The 23879-nt window shown below is 72.1% G+C and carries 21 protein-coding genes and 2 pseudogenes; 19 read left to right on the forward strand and 4 right to left on the reverse strand.

The annotated features are described in order from the left end of the window. Positions 1–43 precede the first annotated feature (43 nt). Positions 44–1312 (reverse strand): hypothetical protein, encoded by a 1269-nt coding sequence (locus tag ACFYW8_RS38730; RefSeq protein WP_389090016.1) that lies wholly within the window; start codon positions 1310–1312, stop codon positions 44–46. Between the two features lie 189 nt (positions 1313–1501). Next, positions 1502–1657: pseudogene (locus ACFYW8_RS38735) on the reverse strand (Txe/YoeB family addiction module toxin); the annotation flags it as partial. On the opposite strand from ACFYW8_RS38735, the gene ACFYW8_RS38740 reads away from it, so the two are divergent. Together ACFYW8_RS38740 and ACFYW8_RS38745 are read left to right on the forward strand one after the other, a co-directional pair. Next, positions 1647–1772: a DUF397 domain-containing protein gene (locus ACFYW8_RS38740; protein WP_389090019.1), complete on the forward strand. Its 126-nt coding sequence runs from the start codon at positions 1647–1649 to the stop codon at positions 1770–1772. The pseudogene ACFYW8_RS38735 and the gene ACFYW8_RS38740 overlap by 11 nt on opposite strands. Before the next feature lie 313 nt (positions 1773–2085). Beyond that, entirely contained in the window at positions 2086–2988 is a 903-nt protein-coding gene (locus tag ACFYW8_RS38745) for a hypothetical protein (RefSeq protein ID WP_389090021.1), read from the forward strand. Between the two features lie 100 nt (positions 2989–3088). On the opposite strand, the gene ACFYW8_RS38750 is transcribed toward ACFYW8_RS38745, so the two are convergent. Beyond that, positions 3089–4327, reverse strand: coding sequence for a pyridoxal phosphate-dependent aminotransferase (locus tag ACFYW8_RS38750; RefSeq protein ID WP_389090024.1), 1239 nt, complete (start codon positions 4325–4327; stop codon positions 3089–3091). A 246-nt stretch (positions 4328–4573) separates the two neighbouring features. On the opposite strand from ACFYW8_RS38750, the gene ACFYW8_RS38755 reads away from it, so the two are divergent. The 9 genes and pseudogenes from ACFYW8_RS38755 to ACFYW8_RS38795 form a co-directional block, all read left to right on the forward strand. Next, on the forward strand, positions 4574–5011 hold the full coding sequence (locus tag ACFYW8_RS38755) for a hypothetical protein (protein WP_389090027.1): 438 nt from the start codon (positions 4574–4576) through the stop codon (positions 5009–5011). 1100 nt (positions 5012–6111) lie between these two features. Beyond that, the gene (locus ACFYW8_RS38760) at positions 6112–6642 is read left to right on the forward strand and encodes a DUF2617 family protein (RefSeq protein ID WP_365878954.1); all 531 of its coding nucleotides are present in this window, start codon (positions 6112–6114) and stop codon (positions 6640–6642) included. Positions 6643–6847: 205 nt separating this feature from the next. After that, complete coding sequence (locus tag ACFYW8_RS38765; RefSeq protein ID WP_389090031.1) at positions 6848–8512, forward strand: polyamine aminopropyltransferase; 1665 nt, start codon at positions 6848–6850, stop codon at positions 8510–8512. A 67-nt stretch (positions 8513–8579) separates the two neighbouring features. Then, positions 8580–9893, forward strand: coding sequence for a hypothetical protein (locus tag ACFYW8_RS38770; RefSeq protein WP_389090033.1), 1314 nt, complete (start codon positions 8580–8582; stop codon positions 9891–9893). Positions 9894–9938: 45 nt separating this feature from the next. Further along, positions 9939–10733, forward strand: coding sequence for an aldose 1-epimerase (locus tag ACFYW8_RS38775; protein ID WP_389090036.1), 795 nt, complete (start codon positions 9939–9941; stop codon positions 10731–10733). A gap of 10 nt (positions 10734–10743) precedes the next feature. Then, positions 10744–11292, forward strand: a complete 549-nt coding sequence (pyrE, locus tag ACFYW8_RS38780; RefSeq protein ID WP_389090039.1) for an orotate phosphoribosyltransferase — start codon at positions 10744–10746, stop codon at positions 11290–11292. A gap of 185 nt (positions 11293–11477) precedes the next feature. Beyond that, the gene (gene fbaA, locus ACFYW8_RS38785; protein WP_355856022.1) at positions 11478–12500 is read left to right on the forward strand and encodes a class II fructose-bisphosphate aldolase; all 1023 of its coding nucleotides are present in this window, start codon (positions 11478–11480) and stop codon (positions 12498–12500) included. A gap of 115 nt (positions 12501–12615) precedes the next feature. After that, positions 12616–14235, forward strand: a complete 1620-nt coding sequence (locus tag ACFYW8_RS38790; protein ID WP_389090043.1) for an MFS transporter — start codon at positions 12616–12618, stop codon at positions 14233–14235. Further along, a pseudogene (locus ACFYW8_RS38795) lies at positions 14234–14341 on the forward strand (DUF3151 family protein); the annotation flags it as partial. The gene ACFYW8_RS38790 and the pseudogene ACFYW8_RS38795, both read left to right, overlap by 2 nt. Positions 14342–14434: 93 nt before the next feature. On the opposite strand, the gene ACFYW8_RS38800 reads toward ACFYW8_RS38795, so the two are convergent. Further along, positions 14435–14854 carry a DUF3151 domain-containing protein gene (locus ACFYW8_RS38800; RefSeq protein ID WP_389090046.1) on the reverse strand — a complete coding sequence of 140 codons (420 nt, stop codon included), beginning with the start codon at positions 14852–14854 and terminating at the stop codon, positions 14435–14437. Between the two features lie 16 nt (positions 14855–14870). On the opposite strand from ACFYW8_RS38800, the gene ACFYW8_RS38805 reads away from it, so the two are divergent. From ACFYW8_RS38805 to ACFYW8_RS38840, 8 genes are all read left to right on the forward strand, one after another. After that, positions 14871–15125, forward strand: a complete 255-nt coding sequence (locus tag ACFYW8_RS38805) for a hypothetical protein (RefSeq protein WP_389090049.1) — start codon at positions 14871–14873, stop codon at positions 15123–15125. A 119-nt stretch (positions 15126–15244) separates the two neighbouring features. Then, entirely contained in the window at positions 15245–16090 is an 846-nt protein-coding gene (locus ACFYW8_RS38810; RefSeq protein ID WP_365878972.1) for a tryptophan 2,3-dioxygenase family protein, read from the forward strand. Beyond that, positions 16083–17285: a kynureninase gene (gene kynU / locus ACFYW8_RS38815; protein WP_389090053.1), complete on the forward strand. Its 1203-nt coding sequence runs from the start codon at positions 16083–16085 to the stop codon at positions 17283–17285. Before ACFYW8_RS38810 ends, kynU begins: the two co-directional genes overlap by 8 nt. Positions 17286–17599: 314 nt before the next feature. Beyond that, positions 17600–18709: an alpha/beta hydrolase gene (locus tag ACFYW8_RS38820; protein ID WP_389090056.1), complete on the forward strand. Its 1110-nt coding sequence runs from the start codon at positions 17600–17602 to the stop codon at positions 18707–18709. A gap of 596 nt (positions 18710–19305) precedes the next feature. Continuing rightward, positions 19306–20181 (forward strand): alpha/beta hydrolase, encoded by an 876-nt coding sequence (locus ACFYW8_RS38825; protein ID WP_389090059.1) that lies wholly within the window; start codon positions 19306–19308, stop codon positions 20179–20181. After that, a complete protein-coding gene (locus tag ACFYW8_RS38830) occupies positions 20174–21388 on the forward strand; it encodes an acyltransferase (protein ID WP_389090062.1) in 1215 nt (404 codons plus the stop codon). Before ACFYW8_RS38825 ends, ACFYW8_RS38830 begins: the two co-directional genes overlap by 8 nt. A gap of 358 nt (positions 21389–21746) precedes the next feature. Further along, entirely contained in the window at positions 21747–23150 is a 1404-nt protein-coding gene (locus tag ACFYW8_RS38835) for a sensor histidine kinase (protein ID WP_389090159.1), read from the forward strand. Further along, a complete protein-coding gene (locus ACFYW8_RS38840) occupies positions 23147–23827 on the forward strand; it encodes a response regulator transcription factor (RefSeq protein ID WP_365878980.1) in 681 nt (226 codons plus the stop codon). Before ACFYW8_RS38835 ends, ACFYW8_RS38840 begins: the two co-directional genes overlap by 4 nt. The last annotated feature ends 52 nt before the right edge of the window (positions 23828–23879 follow it).

Consider the following 23879-nt stretch of genomic DNA (forward strand, 5'->3'; position numbering starts at 1 on the left):
GCAGCGGCGCTCCTCACGGCGCGCACCGGCCCTGGGACAGGTCCTAGAGCGGGGTGCGCGCGATCACGACCAGATAAGCGCCGTAGGCGAACGAGAGCCCGGCCAGGGCACCGACCACCAGGGTCGCGTGCCAGGGGCGGGCTCTCGCCGTTCGCACCAGCGCGCGGGCCAGCGGCAGCAGCAGCGGGAACGCCGGCAGCAGGAACCGCGGCTTCGACTCGAAGAACCCCGAGCCGCCCAGCGCGATCAGCAGCAGGACGCCGCTGTAGACCAGCAGCGGCAGGGGCGCCCGGTCCGCGATCAGCAGCCCGTACAGCAGGACGGCCGCGGCGACGATCATCATCGCCATGGGGAACACGAACCGGTCCCCGTGCAGCAGCAGGTGCTTGACGAAATGGAGCGACCCCGCGCCGAGGTCGAAGCGCGAGCCCCACAGTCGCTGCACCTGGAAGTAGCCGCCGAGCAGGTCGCCCTCGCGGTGTCCCACCCACAGCGCGTAGCCGCCCCAGCCGATCGGGGCGAGCGCGGCGCCCGTCCACAGCCTGTGGGAAACCTTTCCGCGCCGCCGCCAGATCTCGTGCGCCGCCGCCGCGAGGACCGCCGCGGCGACCGCGAGGCCGTTCGGCCTGGCCAGCCCCGCGAGCGCGGCCAGCGAGCCCGCCCACAGCCAGCGCCGGCCGAGCACCGCGTACAGCGACCAGGCGGCGAACGCGGTCAGCACGGGTTCGGTGTACGCCATCGTCAGCACCACCGAGTGCGGGAGCAGCGCCCACAGCAGCACCAGCGCGGTACCGACCGCCCGGCCGTACAGCCGGGCCCCGACCGCGTACACCCCGCACACGGCGACCGCCGCCGCGGTCCAGGAGACCAGCAGGCCTGCCGAGCCCCCGGTGAGCGGGGTGAGCGTGACGACGGCCCGGACGGCGCCCGGGTAGAGCGGGAAGAACGCGAGGTCGCTGTAGACCACCGCGGGGTGGAGGTGGAGCGTCCGGCCGTAGCCGTGCGCGGCGATCCCCAGATACCAGGACGAGTCCCAGGACCGCGCGAGCAGGACGACCGGATGCCTGCCGGTGGCCCAGGCGGTCCAGGCGAGCACGAGGAGACCTGTCAGGCGTGCGGCGGCGAACAGCCCGAGCGCCGTGATCGCGGCGGACACCGGACCGCGTGCGGCGCGGGACGGGCGTGCGGCGGCGAACCGTCCGAGTGCCGTGATGGCGGCGGACGCCGGGCCGAGTGTGGAGCGGGACGGGCAGACGACACGGTCGCCGGGCTCCGTGAGAGCGGGGCGAGCGAGGGTGCTCGGGTGGGTCACACCCCGAACTGTGCGTTTTCCGCGGGGTGTTTGCGAGCTTTGATCGCCCGTGCGGGTTTCGTTCCGGGGCTTCCGGCGCGCCGCCCGCGTGTGGGGTGCCGCCGGTGCTAGACGGCCCCGCACGGCGGGTTCCCCCGTGCTTCCGGTCCGGCCGGCGCTGTGCTCGATCCCTGAGCCGAGCCGAGGCTGTCAGCTCTCGTAGTGGTAGCGGCACTGTGCGATCAGGGCGCCGTCCTCGGTGGCCTTGTAGATCAGTCGGTGCTCGTCGTTGATGCGGCGTGACCAGTAGTCCTGGAATCCGTGCTTGAGCGGTTCCGGTTTCCCGATCCCCTCGTTGCCGTTCCGGGCCGTCGTCCCGGTCCGTGACAGCAAGCTCCCGCACGGTCCGGCGCTGTGCTTCGAAGCCGCTTCCTGGGCCGCCTTCATAGGCGAGTTGAAGGCCGGGCACCACCGTTCCTGAGGCGGCCGGGCCTCGGCCGCGGTCCGTCTTCCGGGCTCGCCGGGCTTCGGTCACCGTCCGTCTTCCGGGCTCACCGGACCCTTGTCCGCGAGGGTCCGGCGAGCCGCTGACCTCCTGAAAGAACCGGGGGAAAGAACTACCCGCCCACCCACCCTCCCCGCCGGGAAGCCCGCGTCACTCGTCCGGGTGACCGGCTTGCAGGGGCGGGATGCGGACCGTTACGTTCGCCGCGACAACCGAAAAAAGTACGGCCCCCGGCCGGGACGGCAATCCCGAACGAGGGCCTGACCAACCAGGAAGTGCGACCTTCCCGATGGCTGAATCGCAGTCTAACGCGCGCCTGCGCGCCGACGCCGGAGCTCCGACCTCCGGCGTGATCCACGTACGCACCCGCCTCACGGCCGACTTCACCGTGCTCTCCAACGCCCTCGCCCAGCGACGCGGCAGCGCGGTCACGATCGGCGTCGCGGCGTACATCTCCTCACTGCCCGACGGCTCCTCCGTGAGCATCGCCGCCCTGTGCGAGCACTTCAGCGAGGGCGAGATCCTGATCTCGCGGGCGCTCAGGGAGTTGGAGACGGCCGGATACCTGGAGCGCCGCCGCGAGCGCCTGTCCACCGGGCAGATCCGTACCCGGACGTACTTCTACGACGTACCCGGCGGCGATCCGGATCCGGACGGCCCGCCCGAGCCGCCGAAGCCGCCCCGGCCCCGGCAGCAGCCGGCCACGGCGGCGGCGGTCCCGCCCGCGTCCGCGGCCGTGCAGCCGCCCGTACAGGCCGAGGCCGAGACGCCGATCCCGCTTGCCGACGCCGACTCGCTTGCCGATGCCGACCCACAGGCCGTCGCCGTACTCGCCGCTCTGCGCCGGGTCGACGCCCGCCTCATCCTGTCCGCGCGGGAAGCCGCCCGCCTCGCCCCGGCCGTCGCCCGGTGGCTCGCGGCAGGTCTCCTGCCCACGCAGATCACGGACCACCTCACCGCACGGCTCCCGGACCATTTCCTGACGCGCCCGGCAGGCATCCTCGCCTACCGGCTCAAGGAGACTCCCCTCTCCCCTCCTCTCCCCGAACCGGCCCGAAGCGCAGAACCCCTCGTGCGTCCGGCGGTCGTGCCCATGCGGAACTGCGACGGCTGCGACCGGGGGTTCCGCACGGCGGAACCCGGCCGCTGCCGGGACTGCCGATCCCGGGACCGACTCCGCCCGGCCGGCTGAGCCGATGACCGGGTGTGCGGTTCACACGATCGCCTCGCGCTTCTCTTTCGGCGACGGCGTGATTCAGGTTCCCGGAGGCCGCCGCCACGCTTGGTGACTGTCAGCCGGCCAGTGCCCTGAGCCGGGAGACCGCCTCCTCCAGCACGCTCGTCCGCTTGCAGAACGCGAAGCGGACGAAGGGCGCGCCCTGCTCGCGGTGGTCGTAGAAGACGGCGTTCGGGATGGCCACGACACCGGCCCGCTCGGGCAGGGCGCGGCAGAAGGCGAAACCGTCGCTCTCGCCGAGCGGGCGGATGTCGGTGGTGATGAAGTACGTGCCCGCGGGCTGGAAGACCTTGAACCCCGCCTCCGTGAGCCCGGCCGCCAGCACGTCCCGCTTCGCCAGCATGTCCGCGCGGAAGGCCTCGAAGTATGTGTCCGGCAGCGCGAGCGCCTCGGCGACGGCGTACTGGAACGGCCCGGAGGCCACGTACGTCAGGAACTGCTTCGCCGACCGTACGGCGCCGACCAGGGCCGGCGGAGCGGTCACCCAGCCCACCTTCCAACCGGTGAACGAGAACGTCTTGCCCGCGCTGCCGATGGTGACCGTCCGCTCGCGCATCCCCGGCAGAGTGGCCAGCGGCACGTGCTCGGCGTCGTCGAAGACCAGGTGTTCGTAGACCTCGTCCGTCACCACGAGCAGGTCCCGCTCGACGGCGATCCGCGCGATCTCCGTCAGCTCCGCGCGGGTGAGGACGGTGCCCGTCGGGTTGTGCGGGGTGTTGATCAGCAGCAGCCGGGTCCGCCCGGTGACCGCGTCGCGCAGTTCGTCGAGGTCGAGCCGGAAGCGCCGGTGGGCGGCTCCGTCGGGCGTGCCCTCGGCCGTGCTCCCGGTCGTGCCCTCGTCGGGGCGCAGCGTCACGGGCACGCGCGTGCCGCCCGCCATGGCGATGCAGGCCGCGTACGAGTCGTAGTACGGCTCCAGGGCGATCACCTCGTCGCCGGGCTCCAGGAGCGCGAGCAGGGCGGCGGCGATGGCCTCGGTGGCGCCCGCCGTCACCAGGACCTCGGTGTCGGGGTCGTACGACAGGCCGTAGTGGTGCTTCTGATGCGCGGCGACCGCGGTGCGCAGTTCGGGGACGCCCGGACCCGGCGGGTACTGGTTGCCGCGTCCGTCCCGCAGCGCGCGTACGGCGGCCTCCCGGATCTCGTCGGGACCGTCCGTGTCCGGGAAACCCTGGCCGAGGTTGATCGAGCCGGTACTCATCGCGAGGGCGGACATCTCGGCGAAGATCGTCGTCCCGAACTCGGCGAGCCGGCGGTTCAGGAGGGGGCGCGCGCTGGAGGTCATGCCGGTCATCCTCCGCCCGGGCCCGGGAGTTCCTCAACTCGCGGCCCCCTCGGACGGCTCCTTCGGTCCGCCCGCAGACGGCCCGTTTCCGGTCCCCGGGAAAGTTGGTGGACATCGCCGCCGACACAGATCGGAGGCAGCGGCCGCCGAACGGACCCCATCGAAAGAATTTGACCGAATCAGTTCGGCAAGTGATGATCGTCGATCAACTCAGCTGTTTTTGAGACTACTTGAGGGAACTTGATGAATCAGAAGATGAGAAGTCGCGTCGCGTCGTTCCTGGCGGCCAGTGTCCTCGTCGGCGGAACCTCCCTCACGCTCGGAGCGACCGACGCGGCGGCGGCCGACTTCACGTTCTCGAAGAGCTCGGTGTCCGCCGACGGGAGCTTCAAGGTCGAGGTCTACTACGGCGGCGACCACGCGGGCACCATGGAGTGGAACGGCGACCCCTCGGGCAGCCAACCGGGTGACGCGTTCCGGGTGGTGGACTGGTCCGCAGACGGGTTCGGCATTGAGGCGCGCATGGTCGACCCGACGACGGGGCGTTACGCGACCACGCGTGGGGAGCCGTCCGTCTACTACAGCGGCTGGAGCACCGGCAACCTGGCTGAGGGCACCGAGGTCTTCATCCAGGTGTGCGGGATCAAGGGCACCGGGTCGTGGTGCAGCATCGCGTACGAGGGCCACGCGTAAACAGCACGCGGGCCGTCCGGCCCGGTGGGACTTCGACGGCCCCTGACCTGCTGATGAGCAGATCAGGGGCCTTCTTCGTGCGGGCCCTCTCCGGCGTTCGACCGGCTGCCGGCGGGGATGAGCGATGTGCCGTGCCCCGGTGGGCAGTTGGGTGTCCGGGTCTAGTGGCGGAGGCGAACGAGAGCGGTCGGCCGCTCCGTGCGGACGCGCGTGCAGCAGCGGCGTTCGAGAGCGCCGGACGAGTCCAGGAACCCGCCGACCCGCACTCGCTCGGGCGCATGGTTCTGCGCAGGTCAGGGGTCATCCCTACATTCGGAAGCTCTGGAGTTCCTCAACTCTGCTTTGAGCCGTGAGGCGTGGGGGCATCTCCCTGCCACGCGAGAGCGGAATCGAGAAGCACGGCCCACGGGGGGCCGCTTCGGGGGAACGGAAGGAGGGTGACGCCATGGTCGTCGGCATCATCCTGGGGGTCGTCCTGCTCGTAGTGATCGTGAGGGCCGCCATGAGGGCCCGGAGGAGGAACGGCCGTTCCACGAGGGACGGTGGCAGTTGGTGGGCCGGTGGCGCGGGGGCGGCCGGGGGTGCCGAGTCCTGCGGTTCGTCAGGCGGGCACCACGGAGGTCACTCCTGCGGGGGTCACTCGTCGTGCGGAGGTTCGTCCTGCGGAGGCGGGTCCTCGTGCGGCGGGGGCGGATGCGGCGGAGGCAGCTGACACGGGGCAGCTGAGCTCCCTCGCGGGAAGGTGTCCCGCGCGCGGACGTGCCCGTCGGCCGGTGACTGTCGACGGGCACGTCCGTGCGCGGGGCGCACGCCGTAGTTGAACAGTTGAGCTGTGAGGCCCTCGGGGGGATGGAAACCGCACGAAGTTGGGTAAAACCGCTGTGGCGGCATCACAGTTCATGATTCCCTCTAAACCACCAAAGCAGCCCTGGTAAATCGCCAAGCAGCCCTGGGTCGACAGGCCTCGGAAGTGCATCGGATGGTCCTATCGGACGCGTCCTTCGGATGCCCTTCCGGCCGGGCTGACCGGGCCGTTCCCCCGGTGTTGACCGGGTGCGCCGGAACCCCACCTCACCTTTGCGTGCTAGCGGAGCCGACCCATGCTCACGACCCTGAAAACCTCGTACACCGACACGCGCGCGGCCGATCTCGCCTGGGCCCTGGGCCGCGAACCGCTGCCGGCCCTCGCCACCCTCGACCTCGAACTTGCCGGGGCGAAACTCCAGTTGAGACTGCTCGGAGCATCCCACCAGGTACTCCTGGAGGAGGAGCGGGGCAGTTGTTCGGAGACCGTCGCCTGCATCGCCGGCAGCAGCACACCCCTGCCGCTGGGTGTCGCGAAGCGGTTCGACGACTGGGAGTACGAGTTCGCGGCCCGCGTCGAGATCCTGTCCCCCGGCTCCTTCGCGGGCCGTGCCCAGGAGCTGCTGGCGCTGGTCTCCGACCACCCCCAGGGTCTCGCCGGCGTCTTCCCCGGCAGCCCGCACGCGTTCACCGCGATGCTCGCCCAGCGCCACGAGGGCCAGGTCCATTGGCGTACGTGGCACGCGTACCCGCAGGACGGCCAGTTGGTCGCGACGCGTACGCGGGTCGGCGTGCGGAAGGACGCCTTCAGCGCGTCCGGCGTCTGAGGTCTTCCGCGCCCCCTTCGTGTCCCGTGCACGGGCGGTCGCGAGGGGGACGTACGCGCGGCGGGAAAGAGGCGGGCGCGGATGTGGGGTTCGCGCGCGGTGTGCCGGGAAGATGCCCAGGTCAACTCCGCGCGGCATAAAGAGCAACGGTTTCCACACGTGTGGGTGACGAGGCGTGGTGGCGGCGTGACGTAGCGTTCACGACGTGATCGAACCGCACGCGCCAGCTCCCCCCGGCGCGCCGCCGCCCTGGGGCGTCCAGGGCCAGGCGCGGCTGCCCGTCCGTCCGGGCATCGGCAGGTTGCTCGTCCTGGCGGGAGTGTTCGTCTGCGCGGCATGCGGACTCGTGTACGAACTCGAACTCGTCGCCCTGGCCTCGTACTTGATCGGCGACTCGGTCACCCAGGCATCCGTCGTGCTCTCCGTCATGGTCTTCGCGATGGGCGTCGGCTCCCTCGCCGCCAAGCGGCTGCGCCCGCGCGCCGCGGCCGGCTTCGGCGCCATCGAGGCGGCGCTCGCCCTGGTCGGCGGATGCAGCGCGATGGCCCTGTACGCGGTGTTCGCCTGGACGGGCGCGTGGGGCGGCCTGTGGGCGGACGGGCCCCGCTGTCTGCTGGTGGTCTTCTCGCTCGCCATCGGCCTGCTCATCGGCGCCGAAGTCCCCCTCCTCATGGAGCTGATACAGCGCATCCGCCGCCAGGACCCCGGTGGCGCGGTCGCGGACCTGTTCGCGGCCGACTACGTGGGCGCCCTCGTCGGAGGCCTGGCCTTCCCGTTCCTGCTGCTGCCCCTGCTGGGCCAGCTGACGGGCGCGCTGCTGACCGGAACGGTGAACGCGGTCGCCGGCGGAGCGCTCGTACTGGGCCTGTTCCGAAAGGACTTGAGCCGCCGCGCGCGCTGGACCCTGGTCCTCGCCAACGTCGTCGTCCTCGGCCTCCTCGCCTCCGCCGCGGTGCTGGTCGGAGACTTCGAACGGGCCGCGCGGCACGCGCTGTACGGGGCGGACGTACGCGTCGCGCTCCGCACCGGTGTGCAGGAGGTCGTCCTCACCGGCGGCACCCGCGGCCGGCCGCTCCACCTCTTCGTCGACGGCCGCCTGCGGTTCAGCGGCCACGACGAGCACCGCTACCACGAGGCGCTGGTCCACCCCGCGATGAACGGCCCGCACGCCCGCGTGCTCATCCTCGGCGGCGGTGACGGACTCGCCGCCCGCGAGGTACTGCGCCACTCCGGGGTACGCCGTGTCGACATTGTCCAGCCCGACACGGACCTGGTCCGGCTGGCACGCCACGACGCCGCGCTGTCCGCCCTCAACCGCCATGCTTACGACGATCCCCGGGTGCACGAGGTGACGGCGGACGCCTTCAGCCGGCTGCGCGACGCCCGGCTGCGCGGCCCCCGGTCGACGTACGACGTCGTCATCTCGGACCTGCCCGATCCGGGCATCACCGCGAGCACCAAGCTGTACTCGCAGGAGTTCTACGGCCTCGTGCTCCGCGTGCTCGCCCCCGGCGGGCGTCTCGTGGTCCACGCGGGCCCGCTGGCCGACCGGCACCGCGCCTTCTGGACGGTCGACGCGACGATCCGTGCGGCCGGCCTGTTCACCAGGCCCTACCGTGTCGGCGGCCGGGACTCCGGATTCACGGCCGGTCCCGACCGGCTGGTCGGCGGCGCGGCGGGCTCCGCGGGCGACTGGGGTTTCATCCTGGCCTCCCGTACGCCCGGGCCCCTGCGGCTGGACTCCTCCTGTCCGCGGCTGCGCACCCTCACCCAGGCGGCCCTGACGGCGGACGCGCGCGCCGCCTTCCGCAGCCGCTTCCTCCGCCCCCTCCCGCCCTCCACGCTGGTGCATCCGCGGTACACCGGCTGAGGCCCGGGTGCGGGAATCCCGTGATACGCGGGTGCGGTCCCGGTCCCGCTGGGTAGGCTCGGCTGACATGGAGCATGAGGTGTTCGTTCCGTTTCCGGCCGGGCGGCTGAGGGAGGCGCTGGCCGATCCGGTCCGGGTCGCCCGCGCGATCCCGGGTCTCCAGCAGGACGCGTCGGCCGTCTCCGGCAGCGCGGCGGACGCGGAGGCGGGCGCGCCGCGCGTCTCCGGGACCGAGCCGCCCGTCTCCGGGACCGGGCGGGGCGCCGAGGAGATGACCTCCGGCGCCGGAGGCGAGCGGGACGCGGGGGCCGCGCGTGTCGCCGGGCGGCTGAAGGTCCGCATCGCCGGTCACACGATCACCTATCGCGGCGCGTTCCGCGTCACGGCCCAGGCCGACGGCTCGTACGCCGTGGAGGGCGACGCCTCGGAGGTACGCGGCGGGGGCACCGTGAAACTGGCGCTGACCCTGCGGCTCCTGCCCGCCGAAGGCGGTACCGCCCTCGTGTTCGGCGGCACGGCCTCCGGCGACGGCCGCGTGGCCGAACTCCCGCAGGACGCGGTGTCCTCGGCGGGACAGCGCCTGCTGAGCCGCTTCGGAGAAACCCTCGCGGCGGACCTCGCGAAACGGGCCGACTCCGCTTCCGGAGCCGCTGCCGCGTCCGAGCGCGTGTCCGGGGCCCAGCGCCTGTCCGGTGCCGAGGATCGACTCCGGTCCGAGCCGACAACCGATGCCGACGCCGACGCCGACACCGACCTCGACTCCGGATCCGATCTGGAAACCGGATCCGAGACCGGGGCCGAAGCCGAGACCGGGGCCGAGACCACGGCCGAAGCCGGATCAGAGCCGGAAACCGGATCCGAGGCCGGAGGAGGCCCCGAATCCGGACCCGAGGCCGAACCCGAGGCCGGGGCAGAGTCCGAACCAGAGCCCGAACCAGAACCCGAGGCCGGAGCAGTGTCCGAACCAGAACCCGAGGCCGGAGCAGAGTCCGAACCTCGACCCGAGTCCGGAGCCGGACCCGAGGCCGAAGTCGAGGCGTCCTCCTTCTTTGAGGCGGACGCGCCGCTTGAGGCGGACGTGCCGCCCTCTTCGCTCGATCCGTCGGCCGGGGACGACGAGTTCGACGGGGAGGACTTCGTGGCGGAGGCCGCTGCCCCGGGGAGGGCGGACGCGATGGCCGAGGCGGCCCACGCGCGCCGGACGATGATCGGCCGCAGCGCGGAGGAGGTGGACCACGCTCCGCCGCGTGGCCGCTACGCCCCCGTCCCGCCGCCGGAGGCCACCGCCGCCCGCGACACCCTTCGCTGGGCGGCCCCCGCGGCGGCCCTGGCGCTCGCCTCGGCGATCGTCGTGACCCGGGCGCTGCGCAAGCGCCGTTGAGGGCGGCGGACAACGGGGCGTTCCCGTCCCAGTAGGGTCGACCCCGTGAGTAACGAAGACATCACGCTGACCGCGGGTGACGCGGAGGTGACCGTGACGCCGGGGAACGGCGGACGGGTCGGGAGTCTGCGGGTCGGCGGTCACGAACTGCTCCGGCAGGGAGCGAAGTTCGGGTGCTTCCCGATGGTCCCGTGGTGCGGGCGGATCCGCGACGGCAGGTTCCTCGACGGCGCCGACGTGCGGCAGATGCCGCTCAACTCCCCGCCGCACGCCATCCACGGCACCGCCCGCGACGGCGCCTGGACCACGGCCCGCGTCACCGCGGACGATGCCGTGATCACGTACGCCCTGGTGGATCCCTGGCCGCATCCCGCCCGTGTCACCCAGGCCTTCACCCTCAGCGAGGACGCCCTGACGGTCACCATGGCCGTGGAGACGTACGGGGACTCGTTCCCGGCCCAGATCGGCTGGCACCCCTGGTTCAACAGGAACCTGGGGGACGGCGGCGAGGACGTCCGCGTCGACTTCCTGCCCGGCTGGCAGGAGGAGCGGGGCGACGACCACCTGCCCACCGGTCGCCGCGTCGACCCGAAGCCCGGCCCCTGGGACGACTGCTTCGGCATGCCGGACGGCGTCGACGTCACCCTCACCTGGCCCGGGCGGCTGGAGCTGAAGGTCGCCAGCCGCGAGCAGTGGGTCGTCGTCTACGACGAGCAGGAGGCGGCCGTGTGCGTGGAGCCGCAGACCGGTCCGCCGAACGGGCTCAACACCCACCCCCGGCTGGTCACACCCATCGAGCCCCTCGAAGCCACCACGACCTGGAGCTGGCGGCGCCTCTAAGCTGGCGTCCATGAGTGATGTACGCGGAGCGCTGCTGCAGCAGATCAAGGACAAGGCCGTGGTGCACGGCAAGGTGACCCTCTCCTCGGGTCTTGAGGCCGACTACTACGTGGACCTGCGCCGGATCACCCTGGACGGCGAGGCCGCCCCGCTCGTCGGACAGGTCCTCCTCGACCTCACCGCCGACCTGGAGTTCGACGCGGTCGGCGGGCTGACCATGGGCGCCGACCCGGTCGCCGGGGCCATGCTGCACGCCGCCGCCGCGAGCGGGCGCAAGCTGGACGCCTTCGTCGTCCGCAAGGCCGCCAAGGCGCACGGCCTGCAGCGCCGTGTCGAGGGTCCGGAGATCAAGGGCCGGCGCGTCCTCGTGGTCGAGGACACCTCGACCACGGGCGGCTCCCCGCTGGAGGCCGTCCAGGCCGTCCGGGAGGCCGGAGCCGAGGTCGTCGGCGTCGCCACGATCGTCGACCGCGCGACCGGTGCCGCCGAGAAGATCGAGGCCGGAGCCGGTGTTCCGTACCTCTTCGCCTACTCCAAGGGCGAGTTGGGGCTCGACTGACGAAACTCCCGCGGGGCCCCGCCGACGGCAGGGTCCCGCATGTCGGATGGGGGTCTGGAGCATCCGGCGATGTCTGGAAAGATGGGGCCGACGATGACGTCGCCCCCCTAGGTCAGGGCCATAAGCACCAGTCCCGTCGTACCGCAGCAGCAGTACGCAGACCCGCACATACAAGGAGCGGACAGATGCCCATCGCAACCCCCGAGGTCTACAACGAGATGCTCGACCGGGCGAAGGCAGGCAAGTTCGCCTACCCGGCCATCAACGTGACCTCGTCCCAGACCCTGCACGCTGCGCTGCGCGGCTTCGCGGAGGCGGAGAGCGACGGCATCATCCAGATCTCCACCGGTGGTGCGGAGTTCCTGGGCGGTCAGCACAAGAAGGACATGGTGACGGGCGCCGTCGCGCTCGCCGAGTTCGCGCACATCGTCGCCGCGAAGTACGACATCACGGTCGCGCTGCACACGGACCACTGCCCCAAGGACAAGCTGGACGGCTACGTACGTCCGCTGCTCGACATCTCCGCCGAGCGCGTCGCCCGCGGTGAGAACCCGCTGTTCCAGTCCCACATGTGGGACGGTTCCGCCGAGACCCTCGCCGACAACCTGGCCATCGGCCAGGAGCTGCTCGCCAAGGCCGTCGCCGCGAAGATCATCCTCGAGGTCGAGATCACCCCGACCGGTGGCGAGGAGGACGGCGTCAGCCACGAGATCAACGACGAGCTGTACACGACCGTCGACGACGCGCTGCGCACCGCCGAGGCCCTCGGCCTGGGCGACAAGGGCCGCTACCTGCTCGCCGCCTCGTTCGGCAACGTGCACGGTGTGTACAAGCCGGGCAACGTCGTCCTGCGCCCCGAGCTCCTCAAGGACCTCCAGGAGGGTGTCGCCGCCAAGTACGGCAAGGCGAGCCCGTTCGACTTCGTCTTCCACGGCGGCTCCGGCTCCACCGCCGAGGAGATCGCCACCGCGCTGGAGAACGGCGTCGTGAAGATGAACCTCGACACCGACACCCAGTACGCCTTCACCCGGCCGGTCGTGGACCACATGTTCCGCAACTACGACGGTGTCCTGAAGGTCGACGGCGAGGTCGGCACCAAGTCGAAGTACGACCCGCGCACCTGGGGCAAGCTCGCCGAGGCCGGCATGGCCCAGCGTGTGACCGAGGCCTGCGCCGCCCTGCGTTCCACGGGCACCCGGCTCAAGTAGTCGTCCGGTGGTCCGCCGGTAGGCCATCGGCACTCCTCGCCGGTGGCCCGGCGGTCACCCTGCGCAAGGGCCCGGCACCTCCCACGGTGCCGGGCCCTTCCGTATGCTCCGAGGTATGGCTGTTCCTGCGCGGGACGCATCGGACGTGTCGGACGGCGGCCCCGCCGTCCGGATCGCCTCCCGGACCGGGAAGTGGATCCTGCTGACCACCGTCCTCGGCTCCAGCATGGCCCTGCTGGACTCGACGGTCGTCAATGTGGCTCTGCCGACCATCGGCCGTGACCTGAACGCGAGCCTCGCCGCCCTCCAGTGGACCGTGAACGGCTACATGCTGTCGCTGGCCGGGCTGATCCTGCTGGGCGGCTCGCTCGGGGACCGTTTCGGGCGCCGGAAGGTCTTCGTCATCGGCGTGGTGTGGTTCGCCGCCGCCTCGCTGCTGTGCGGGCTCGCGCCGAACGTGGGCGTGCTCATCGCGGCCCGTGTCCTCCAGGGCGTCGGCGGGGCGCTGCTCACCCCAGGCTCGCTGGCGATCATCCAGGCCTCCTTCCACCCGGACGACCGGGCCCGCGCCATCGGCCTGTGGTCGGGCTTCGGGGGTGTCGGGGCCGCCGTCGGGCCGTTCCTCGGCGGCTGGCTGGTGGACGGGCCCGGCTGGCGCTGGGTCTTCCTGCTGAACATCCCCGTGGCGCTGGTGTGTGCCCCGATCGCCTTGCTGCACGTTCCGGAGTCGGTCGGCGGTACCTCCCGCGCGACCGGAGCCGAGAGCGGGGGAGACAAGCCCCACCGCGGCTTCGACGTCCTCGGCGCCGCCCTCGGCGCGCTCTCCCTCGCCCTGGTGACGTACGCCCTGATCGAGGCCAGGAGCGGTTCCCCGCTCGTGTGGGTGGCGGCGGTCGGAGGTGTGGCGGCGGGGGTGGCGTTCGTGTACGTCGAGAAGCGGCGGCCCGATCCGATGATGCCGCTGGACATCTTCGCCTCGCGCCAGTTCACGGCCGTCAACCTGGTGACCCTGTGTGTCTACGCGGCCTTCGGCGGCTTCTTCTTCCTGACCGCGCTCCAGCTCCAGGTCGTGGCGGGCTACTCGGCGCTCCAGGCCGGTACGGCCCTGCTGCCGACCACGGTCTTGATGCTGCTCTTCTCCGCCCGCTCCGGCGAGATCTCCCAGCGCATCGGCCCGCGCATCCCGCTGACCGTCGGACCGCTGCTGTGCGCGGCGGGCATGCTGCTGATGCTGCGGGTGGGCGAGAACGCGTCGTACGTGGCCGACGTACTGCCCGCGCTGCTGGTGATGGGCCTCGGCATGGTGACCCTGGTCGCGCCGCTGACCGCGACCGTCCTGGCCTCCGTGGACGTCGGGCGGGCGGGCCTGGCCAGCGGGATCAACAACGCGGCGGCCCGCGTGGCCGGGCTCCTCGCCGTGGCCGCGCTGCCGCTGCTCACCGGTATGGGAGCGGAGGCGTACCGCTCGGCGGAGGCCTTCGACGCCGCCTTCCGGCGGGCGATGCCGCTGTGCGCCGGTGTGCTGGTGGTCGGCGCGGTGCTGGCCTTCACGACCGTACGGCGCCCGGCGCCCGGCTGCCTCCGCCCCGAGTGCCACACGCACGGCTCGCTGACGGCGCCCCCGCTGGAGCCGGAGCGCTCCAGGGGCGTCCTCGGGGCCCCGGGCTCCCCCGGCTCTCCAGGCTCTTCGGGTTCTTCGGGTTCTACGCCTTCCAGCGCTGGTCCAGCTTCGTGATCGTGCCGGAGGCGTCGAGCCGTACGCCTACGCCCGTACGGGCTACCACCGCGGTCTGGACGCCCTGCGCCGCAGCGGCTGGAAGGGCCACGGCCCGGTGCCGTGGGGAAACGGCGCTACATGTGATCGTGCCGTTTCTGCGTTCTGGGCCGCCGTCGCTGTCCGAGTGACGGCGGCCCAGACGTTTCAGCTGCGGTGGCTATCGCTTCAGCTCGGTGTACGCCTCGGCGCTGCTGTCCTTGAGGAACTGCCAGCAACGCTCCGTCTCGTCCTTCTCGTCGATCTCGCCGGCGGCGCGAGCGAGGCCGGCGAGGCAACGCAGGAACCCGCGATTGGCCCGGTGGCTCCAAGGGATGGGGCCGTGCCCCTTCCATCCGGCCCGGCGCAACGCGTCCAGACCGCGGTGATAGCCGGTGCGCGCGTAGGCGTACGACTCGACCACTCGCCCCGCCTCGAAGGCGTCGTCGGCGAGCATGGCCCAGGCGAGCGAGAACGTGGGGTACTTCGCCGCGACCTCGGCCGGGGGCTGGGATTCCTCACCCAGCAGGCGGTATGCCTCTTCGTTCTCCGGCAGGTACGTCGGCTCCGGGCCGCCGAGCAGGTTCTTGTGCGTAGTCATGGAAGCAGTCTGTCACTTGCGGACGGGCACTCGGGGTGCCCATGAGGCTCGCTACACCGCACTCACCGAAGACCTGGAGGAGCAGATCGCGGAGTCGCGCCGGGAGCGGGCCCTGCACCGCGCCGAGGCCGCGACCTTCGCGGACGGCCCCGTCGGCATACGGGAGCGGTGGATCACCCCGGACGCCATGGCCCGCGATCTGGCCGCGCACTTCGGGGTGGCCGGCAGGGGCCGCCCCGCGGGGACCCTGACGCGGGTCCGCCCGGTGTGACCAGGCGGACCTTGCGGTTTTGGGGGACGATTGTGGAGGATGCCCGGTGGGGACCGGGGCCCCCGTGTCGGTAACGGCAGGGGCGGACCGCTACCCGGAGCACATTGCAGGAGACAGCGATGTCCCACCAGGCTCAGCCCACGCAGGCTCAGGAGCCCGAGACTCCGCATCTCGACTTCCAGGGCACGACGCCGTACGAGGACTACGTACAGGCGGACGTGCTCACCCACCTCCAGCACACCCTCTCCGACGACCCCGGAGAGATGGTCTTCCTGGTGACGACCCAGGTCATGGAGCTGTGGTTCACGGTCATCGTCCACGAGTGGGAGACGGCGGCCAAGGCGCTGCGCGCCGACGACGTCCCCGTCGCGGTGGCCGCGCTGAAGCGGTCCGTACGCGAGCTGGACGCGCTCAACGCGTCCTGGCGCCCGCTCGGACAGCTCACCCCCGCGCAGTTCAACTCCTACCGTTCGGCCCTCGGCGAGGGTTCCGGTTTCCAGTCGGCGATGTACCGGCGCATGGAGTTCCTGCTCGGCGAGAAGTCCGCCTCCATGCTCGTCCCGCACCGGGGCGCGTCGCGGGTGTACGCCGAGCTGGAGAAGGCGCTGCACGAGCCGAGCCTGTACGACGAGGTGCTGCGGCTGCTCTCGCGGCGCGGGCACGCGATCCCGGCCTCCGTGCTGGAGCGCGACGTGTCGAAGCGCTACGAGCCCGCGCCCGAGGTGGAGGCCGCCTGGGCGGCTCTGTACTCCGGTGACGACAGCGACGAGCTCGCGCGGCTCGGCGAGGCGCTGACCGATGTCGCCGAGCTGGTGTGGCGCTGGCGCAACGACCACCTCGTCGCCACCCGGCGGGCGATGGGCTCGAAGACCGGCACGGGCGGCTCCGCCGGGGTGGCCTGGCTGGAGAAGCGCGCGCAGAAGAACGTGTTCCCCGAGCTGTGGACGGCGAGGTCCCATGTCTGAGCGAGCCCTTGTGTCCGCGTCGGCCGCGCGGGCCGCCGAACTGGACGCGGCCGACGAACTCGCCGGGCTGCGCGAGCAGTTCGTGCTCGACGACGTGGTGTACCTGGACGGGAACTCGCTCGGCGCGCTGTCGGCCGGGGTCCCCGGCAGGGTCGAGGACGTCGTCCGCAGGCAGTGGGGCGAACTCCGCATCCGCTCCTGGGAGGAGAGCGGCTGGTGGACCGCGCCCGAGCGGATCGGCGACCTGATCGCCCCGCTGGTCGGCGCGGCGGCCGGACAGATCGTGGTCGGCGACTCGACCAGCGTGAACGTCTTCAAGGCCCTGGTGGGCGCGGTACGGCTGGCGGGCGAGGGACGCGACGAGATCCTCGTCGACGCGACGACGTTCCCGACGGACGGGTACATCGCGGCGTCGGCGGCCCGTATGACGGGCTGCGAGCTGCGTCCGGTCGACCCTGACGAGGTGCCCGCGGCGCTCGGCCCGCGCACGGCGGCCGTGCTGCTCAACCACGTCGACTACCGCACGGGCCGGCGCTTCGACCTCCCGTCCCTGACGTCCGCGATCCGTGCGGCGGGTGCCGTATCGGTGTGGGACCTGTGCCATTCCGCGGGCGCCCTGCCTGTCGGTCTTGACGAGCACGGGGTGGACCTCGCGGTCGGGTGCACCTACAAGTACCTGAACGGCGGCCCGGGTTCGCCCGCGTACCTCTACGTCCGGGCCGGCATCCAGGACCGCTTCGACTCGCCGCTCCCCGGCTGGAACTCGCACGCGGACCCCTTCGGCATGAGCCCGTCGTACGCACCCGCGCCCGGCGCGCTGCGCGGACGGGTCGGCACGCCGGACATCCTGTCGATGCTGGCCCTGGAAGCGGCTCTGGAGGTGTGGGACGGCGTCTCGATCGACAGCGTCCGCGCCAAGTCCCTCGCCCTGACCGACTTCTTCCTGGAGTGCGTCGCCGCGTACGTGCCCGAGGGGCGGGTCGAGTCCGTGACTCCCTCCGCCCACGCGGAACGGGGCAGCCAGGTGGCCCTGCGCTGCGCGGACGCGGGCGCCGTGATGAAGCGCCTGATCGACAACGGCGTCGTGGGCGACTTCCGCCACCCGGACATCCTCCGCTTCGGCTTCACACCTCTGTACGTCGGCTTCGCCGACACGGAGAGGGCCGCACGGGTACTGGCGGAGACGCTGAGCTGACCAGGGGCAGTACGGCCCCCGAGCCGGCCGGCAGGGCCGATCCGGCCCATCGGGCGCAGGATTCAGCTCTTCCGGCGTTTGAGGAGCGGGGTCTGGGGCGAACCCCAGGGACGATGGGGGAGGGCAGGGGCGGAGGGAGTGAAATCCCTCCGGCCCTGCCCGGTACCGCCGGGTGTCGGCTCCGCCCGGTACCGCCGGGTCACCGAGCGTGACAACCCGTTGTTAGCGCACGTCACCGGCCTGATACCGTCCCGGCCGACGGCCGAATTGTTCCTTGGTCCGCCAAATCCGTTTCACCGCTGAGAGGTTGGAGCATGCAGGACGACGCCGTATCCCGGGACGGCGACGACGCCGCGGCGCGGCACCGCGCGGGCGCACAGCGCGACGGTGCACCTCGGGACGGTGCGTCTCCGGAAGGTGCACCCCGGGACGGTGCCGCCATCGCGCGCGACGCCGCCGAAGAGGCATCCGCCTTCTCGCACCCGGCCGTGGACCCCGACGTCACCATGGCGTACGGCGACCACCCCGACCAGGTGATCGACTTCTACGCCCCGCGCGAGCCCGACCCGGCGGTCCTCACCCCTCTCGTGGTCGTCCTGCACGGTGGTGCCTGGCGGGCCCCGTACGATCGCCGCCACATCACCCCGTTCGCCGACTTCCTGACCCGCCGCGGATTCGCCGTGGCGAACGTCGAGTACCGCCGCGGCCAGGCGACGTCTTCCGCGCCGGGCGGGCCCGCGATCCCCGCGCAGGGCGGCCCCCCGACCCCCGGACCGGACGGCGCGGCCTCTTCCGGGGCCGACGGATCCGGCGACCGAGGCGATGACAGGGCTCAGGGCGGCACCGGCGCCGGAACTCCGGTCGCCGGCCGGTGGCCCGACACCTTCGACGACGTGGCCGCCGCGCTCGACGCTCTGCCCGCCCTCGTACGCGCGGCGCTCCCGCAGGCCGACCCCGGGCGCATGGTGATCACCGGCCACTCGGCGGGCGGTCACCTGGCCCTGTGGGCCGCGGCCCGTCACCTCCTGCCGGACGACGCGCCCTGGCGCACAGAGCGCCCCGCGCCACTGCGCGGTGTCGTCGCCCTCGCCCCGATCGCGGACTTCCAGGTTGCGGAGAAGCTCGATGTCTGCGGCGGGGCGTCCCGCCAACTCCTGGGCGGAGAAGCGACGTTCGCGGAACGCCTGCCGTACGCCGACCCGGTGCGGCTGCTTCCCACCGGCATCGCCACCACCCTCGTCCAGGGCCGTACCGACATCGTCGTTCCGCAGGCGGTCGCCGAGTCGTACGCGGACGCGGCGGCCAAGGCGGGCGAGGTGGTCGGTCTGACGCTTCTGGAGGGCGTCGGCCACTTCCCTCTGATCGACCCGGCCGCCGACGCCTGTGCCGTGGTGGCGGAGGAGATCGCCCAACTGGCCTGGTAGTCGGACGACCGACACTCGACACTCGGCGACCGGCGACCGGCGACCGACCTGGTGGCCGGGCGACTGACCTGCAGCCAAAGGGCCTCAACAACCTTGGAAAGCAGGGAAGTTGACCTTACTCGTCCGAACCCTGGTCATACCCGTAGTACCTGAGAGCTACTTTCCAGATGGGGTCCGCAGCGGGACGCGGACGACAGGTGACGATCCGTAATTTCCCTTCCAGCGACGCCCGATGAACGGGCGGACGGGGAGGGGCGGACACCATGGATTTCCGGGCGCAGCCGATCGGCAAGGTGAGAGCGGACGTCCCCGTGGACCCGCCAGGGGGCAGGCCGAGCGCACCACCCGCAGCGCCCGAAGCTCCTTGTCCTCGCGTCGAAGCTCCTCGCCTCCTCGTCGAAGCCCCTTGTCCCAGTGCCGAAGCCGCTTGCCCCCGCGTCGAAGTCCCTTTCCACCGTGTCGAAGACCCCGGCCGCCGCGTCGAGGCCCCTCTCCGACGCGTCGAAGTCCCGAACCGCCGATCCGGAGACGGGTTCGCCCGTCGGCTGCGCCGGACGCTGCTCGCCGCGCTCGTCACGGCCGCGGTCGTCGTCCCCGTGTCCGGCGCCGCCCGCCCTGAGATCCCCGCGCCGGCACCCGCGGTCCTCGCACCACTGACGGCCGCGACACTGGACAAGGCGTACGAGGCGAACCGGGCCAACGCCGCGCGGGCGGCCCGGATGGCCGCGGACCACGGCGACCGCACCCGGGCCGCCGCCGACCGCGCCATGGCCGTCCCCTCCCGGCGTTTCCTCTCCTACGACGGCCGGGGACCCGGCCGGGCCGTCGAGGTCTTCGGCGACCTCGCCCACGCCGACCGCGTGGCGGTCCTGGTGCCGGGTTCGGACACCACGCTGGAGACGTACGGCCGTTTCCGCGCCGGTGCCGTCGCCCTGCACGACCGACTCGGCCCGCGCGGCGCCGTCCTCGCCTGGCTCGGCTACGAGACGCCCGGCACCGTGAGCACCACGGTCCTGACGACGGACCGCGCGGATCGGGCGGCCCACCTCTTACGGGCGTTCCTGCGCCAACTGCGCGGTGTCGTCGGCCGGTCGGCGCACCTGTCCCTGCTGTGCCACTCGTACGGCACGGTGGTCTGCGGCCGCGCGGCCCCGGGCCTGGACGTGAGCGACATCGTCGTCGTGGGCAGTCCGGGCACCGGAGCCTCGTCCGCCGCCGCGCTGCGCACCTCCGCCCGCGTCTGGGCGGCCCGCGGCTCCGCCGACTGGATCGCGTACGTCCCGCACGTGAGCGTCGGCCTCTTCGGTACGACCGTCGGTCTCGGCCCCGACCCGGTGTCCCCGTCCTTCGGCGCGCGGGTCTTCCAGGCGGGCACCGGCGGCCACAGCGACTACTTCGCACCGGGCTCGGTGTCCCTGGCCAACCTCGCCCGCATCGTCCTCGGCGACACCTCGGAGGTGACCCGTGCGTGACCTGACCGGCACGACCGCCCTGACCGGCGTACGGACCGCGATCCACCGCATCGAGCGCGCCACCCCCGTCGAGCGGGACCGCGCCGTCGACGCCCTGCGCGCCCTCGCGATCCTGGGCGTCGTGCTGGGCCACTGGCTGGTGACCGCGCTGGTCGCGGACGGCGGCGCACTGCGTACGGCGAGCCCGTTGCAGCACATGCCCTATCTGACGCCGATCTCGTGGCTCTTCCAGACGCTTGCCGTGTTCTTCCTGGTGGGCGGCCATGTGGCGACGAAGAGCTACGCGTCGGCCCGGGCGCGCGGCACGACGTACGGACAGTGGCTGCGCGCCCGGACGGGCCGCCTCCTGAGGCCGGTGGCGGCGGTGCTGGTGCTCTGGGCGGTGGCGACGGCCTGTCTGATCGCGTCCGGTGCGGACCTCGGCACGGTGCACACACTCGTGAAGCTGGCACTGTCCCCGCTCTGGTTCCTGGTGGTCTTCGCCGGACTGACCGCGGCGACACCGCTGCTGACCCGCCTCAACCCGCTGTGGCCGCTGGCCGTCGTCCTCCACGTGGACGTCATCCGCTTCGGCTTCGGCGGCCCGGCGTGGCTCGGCTGGGTGAACCTCGCGGCGGGCTGGCTGGTGCCGTACGCGCTGGGCGCCGCCTGGACACGCGGCGAGCTGGAGCGGCGGCGCGCGGGCTGGGTACTGTTCGGCGGCGGCGCGGTGACGACGGCGGTGCTGGTGACGTGGGCCGGTTATCCGGCGTCCATGGTCGGCATACCGGGGGCCGCCGTCTCCAACCTGAACCCGCCGACGCTGGCCGCGGTCACCTTCGGGCTTGCCCAGTGCGGACTCGCCCTGCTGCTGCGCGAGCAGCTGCGCCGGGGAATGCGGCGCCCCGCCGTCTGGGCGGGCACGGCCTTCGCCAACCTCTCCGCGATGACGATATTCCTCTGGCACCAGACGTCGCTGATGGCGGTGACCGCCCTCGGCCTGCTCGCGGGCCGGCTTCCCGGCCTGCACACCACCCCCGACTCCCTGGCCTGGGTGGCCGCGAGAGTCGCCTGGCTGCCCGTGTTTCTCTGTGCCCTCGCCCTGTGCTGGTGCGCCTTCAGCATCCACGAGCGGGGACCGCGCCGCCCCACGGGACGCCCGTCCCGAGTCGTCCGCGTCCACCGCGGTCGTGGCCCGGCCACACCCGAGGCGGCGCCTCGTGCCTAGGCTTGACGACGTGACCAGCGAGGAGCACCGGCCCCCGAACAGCGAGCCCGCCACGCTCCCTGACGCCCCCTCACACCCGCCCGAGACCCCTGCCCATACCGGCGTGCCCGAGACCTCCGCCCCCGCCCCCGTGTCCGAGACCTTTGCCGCCGCTCCCGTGTCCGAGGCTTCCGCCGCTGTCCCCGCAGCCGCACCCATCGGCGCACCCATCGGCGGTGACCCCATTACCGCACCCTTCCGCGGTGACCTCACCACCGTGCCCACCAGCCGTGGCCTCCGTTCCTCCAGAGGCACCCGCGTTCAGACACTGGCCCAGGCCCCTTTCCCGTTCCTGCGCGGGATCCTGGCCGAGCTCGCGGTGCCGGCGGCCGCGCCGCTGCCACCGCTGTCCCGGCCCCGTTGGCTGCGCCGCCTGCCGCATGTCGTGGTGTGCCTGATCGCCCTCTGCCTCGGGCTGGCGGCCATGGACGAGCTGAGCGACGGCTATCGACTGGGATTGCTGGGCACGGTGAGCGGCCTCGCGCTGGGCGTGGCGATCGTGTTCGCGCTGTGGCGTCCCGTGCCGGCCTGGTGGCTGTCGCTCGGCGTCACCGTGGTCGCCGCCGCCGCTGCCCGCTCGGACATGGTGGCGGCCAACCCGGGACCGGGACCGGACTGGCCTTGGAGCACGTCCACGATGACGGCGCAGGCCTTCGTGCTCTTCCTGCTCGCCCTGCGGCTGCCCACGCGCGTCGCTGTCGGCGCGCTGTCCCTGACCTGTCTGGCCACCTATGCGCTGCAGGGCCTGGCCGGCGAACCGTCGTACCCTCCGACGGGCATGCTCCCTGGACCCTCGTACCACCCGGGACCCTCGTACTACCCGACGGGAGCGCTGGCGGTCGTGGTCTTCGCCGCCGTCGTCCTTCTCGGAACGGCGCTGCGCGGTCGCCGGGAGGCCCGGACCCAACTGGTCGAGCAGGCGTTCCTGACCGAGGAGGAGCGTGCCCGCCGCACGGTCCTGGAGGAGCGCAGCCGTATCGCGCGCGAACTCCATGACGTGGTCGCGCACCACATGTCGGTGATCTCCATTCAGGCACAGGTCGCCCCGCACCTGGTCGAGAACCCGACCGACGAACTGAAGGAGAACCTGGAGGGCATCCGGCAGAACGCCCTGGAGGCGCTGACCGAGTTGCGCCGGGTGCTCGGAGTGCTGCGTTCGGAGAATCCTGAGGATCCGTACGGACTCGGCGCGGGTGCCGGCGTGGCGCCGGATGCCCCGCAGCCCACGCTGGGCCGCCTCGACGCCCTGGTCGAGAACACCCGCGCCGCGGGACTGGACGTGACCACGGAGATCAGCGGGGAACAGCTTCCCCTGGCGCCCGGCGTCGAACTGTCGGCCTACCGGATCATCCAGGAGGCACTGAGCAACGCCCTGCGCCACGCGCCGGGTTCCGCCGTCAAGGTGGAGCTCTGGCACTTCCCGCGAGGTCTCCAGGTGAGAGTCGTCAACTCGCGGCCCGAGCGTCCCGCTCCGCCGTCCCCGGGCGCGGGACACGGACTGCTCGGCATGCGCGAGCGCGTCGCGATGCTGGGTGGCACCCTCGTGACCTCGGAGACGTCGTGCGGCGGATTCGCGGTGGCGGCCTTCCTCCCGGGCAACGGCCACGGCGCCGCACCCACCGACGACGATGCGCCCGCCCACGATGCCGCCCGGACCGGAGGTACCTTCACCAGCCTCCCAGACGAAATCTGTACAGGCCTCCCAGGAGAAGAGAAGCCATGACGACCATGAGCGGCACCATCCGCGTACTGATCGCCGACGACCAGCAGATGGTCCGGCAGGGATTCACCGTGCTGCTCAACACCCACCCCGGCATCGAGGTGGTCGGCCAGGCCGTCGACGGACTCGACGCGATCCTCAAGGTCGCCGAACTCTCCCCGGACGTCGTCCTGATGGACATCCGCATGCCCGAACTCGGCGGCATCGAGGCGACCCGTCGCATCACCACCGACACGCCGCACATCAAGGTCCTGGTGCTCACCACCTTCGACCTCGACGAGTACGTCTACGAAGCACTCCGCGCCGGTGCCTCCGGTTTCCTCCTCAAGGACGCCTCGGCCGACCAACTCGCGGAGGCGGTCCGCGTGGTCGCGGCCGGCGACGCCCTGCTCGCTCCCGGCATCACCCGTCGCCTCATCGCCGAGTTCTCCCGCCTCGGCTCCACCCCGCGCGCGCCCCTCAAGCAACGGATCGGCGACCTCACCGAACGCGAGACCGAGGTCCTGGCCCACATCGCCCAGGGCCTCTCCAACGCCGAGATCGCCCAACGCCTGGTGGTGGCCGAGCAGACCGTGAAAACCCACGTGGGCCGCATCCTCGTCAAACTCGGCCTGCGCGACCGCACCCAAGCAGCGGTCTTCGCCTACGAATCAGGTCTGATCCGCCCCACGGGCTACTGACTCGCCCTACGGTCCCCGGAGCTCGGCACCCACCCCTATGATCCCCGGGGCT

Source organism: Streptomyces sp. NPDC002742 (assembly GCF_042888885.1).
Classification (GTDB): domain Bacteria; phylum Actinomycetota; class Actinomycetes; order Streptomycetales; family Streptomycetaceae; genus Streptomyces.

What these genes read in the sequence shown, in the direction of transcription:
- ACFYW8_RS38745 (WP_389090021.1), top strand. Translation starts at nt 2,086, where the DNA reads ATGGCTGAATCGCAGTCTAACGCGCGCCTGCGCGCCGACGCCGGAGCT.
- ACFYW8_RS38750 (WP_389090024.1), bottom strand. Translation starts at nt 4,327, where the DNA reads ATGACCGGCATGACCTCCAGCGCGCGCCCCCTCCTGAACCGCCGGCTC.
- ACFYW8_RS38755 (WP_389090027.1), top strand. Translation starts at nt 4,574, where the DNA reads ATGAGAAGTCGCGTCGCGTCGTTCCTGGCGGCCAGTGTCCTCGTCGGC.
- ACFYW8_RS38760 (WP_365878954.1), top strand. Translation starts at nt 6,112, where the DNA reads ATGCTCACGACCCTGAAAACCTCGTACACCGACACGCGCGCGGCCGAT.
- ACFYW8_RS38770 (WP_389090033.1), top strand. Translation starts at nt 8,580, where the DNA reads ATGGAGCATGAGGTGTTCGTTCCGTTTCCGGCCGGGCGGCTGAGGGAG.
- pyrE (WP_389090039.1), top strand. Translation starts at nt 10,744, where the DNA reads ATGAGTGATGTACGCGGAGCGCTGCTGCAGCAGATCAAGGACAAGGCC.
- fbaA (WP_355856022.1), top strand. Translation starts at nt 11,478, where the DNA reads ATGCCCATCGCAACCCCCGAGGTCTACAACGAGATGCTCGACCGGGCG.
- ACFYW8_RS38790 (WP_389090043.1), top strand. Translation starts at nt 12,616, where the DNA reads ATGGCTGTTCCTGCGCGGGACGCATCGGACGTGTCGGACGGCGGCCCC.
- ACFYW8_RS38800 (WP_389090046.1), bottom strand. Translation starts at nt 14,854, where the DNA reads ATGACTACGCACAAGAACCTGCTCGGCGGCCCGGAGCCGACGTACCTG.
- ACFYW8_RS38810 (WP_365878972.1), top strand. Translation starts at nt 15,245, where the DNA reads ATGTCCCACCAGGCTCAGCCCACGCAGGCTCAGGAGCCCGAGACTCCG.
- kynU (WP_389090053.1), top strand. Translation starts at nt 16,083, where the DNA reads ATGTCTGAGCGAGCCCTTGTGTCCGCGTCGGCCGCGCGGGCCGCCGAA.
- ACFYW8_RS38820 (WP_389090056.1), top strand. Translation starts at nt 17,600, where the DNA reads ATGCAGGACGACGCCGTATCCCGGGACGGCGACGACGCCGCGGCGCGG.
- ACFYW8_RS38840 (WP_365878980.1), top strand. Translation starts at nt 23,147, where the DNA reads ATGACGACCATGAGCGGCACCATCCGCGTACTGATCGCCGACGACCAG.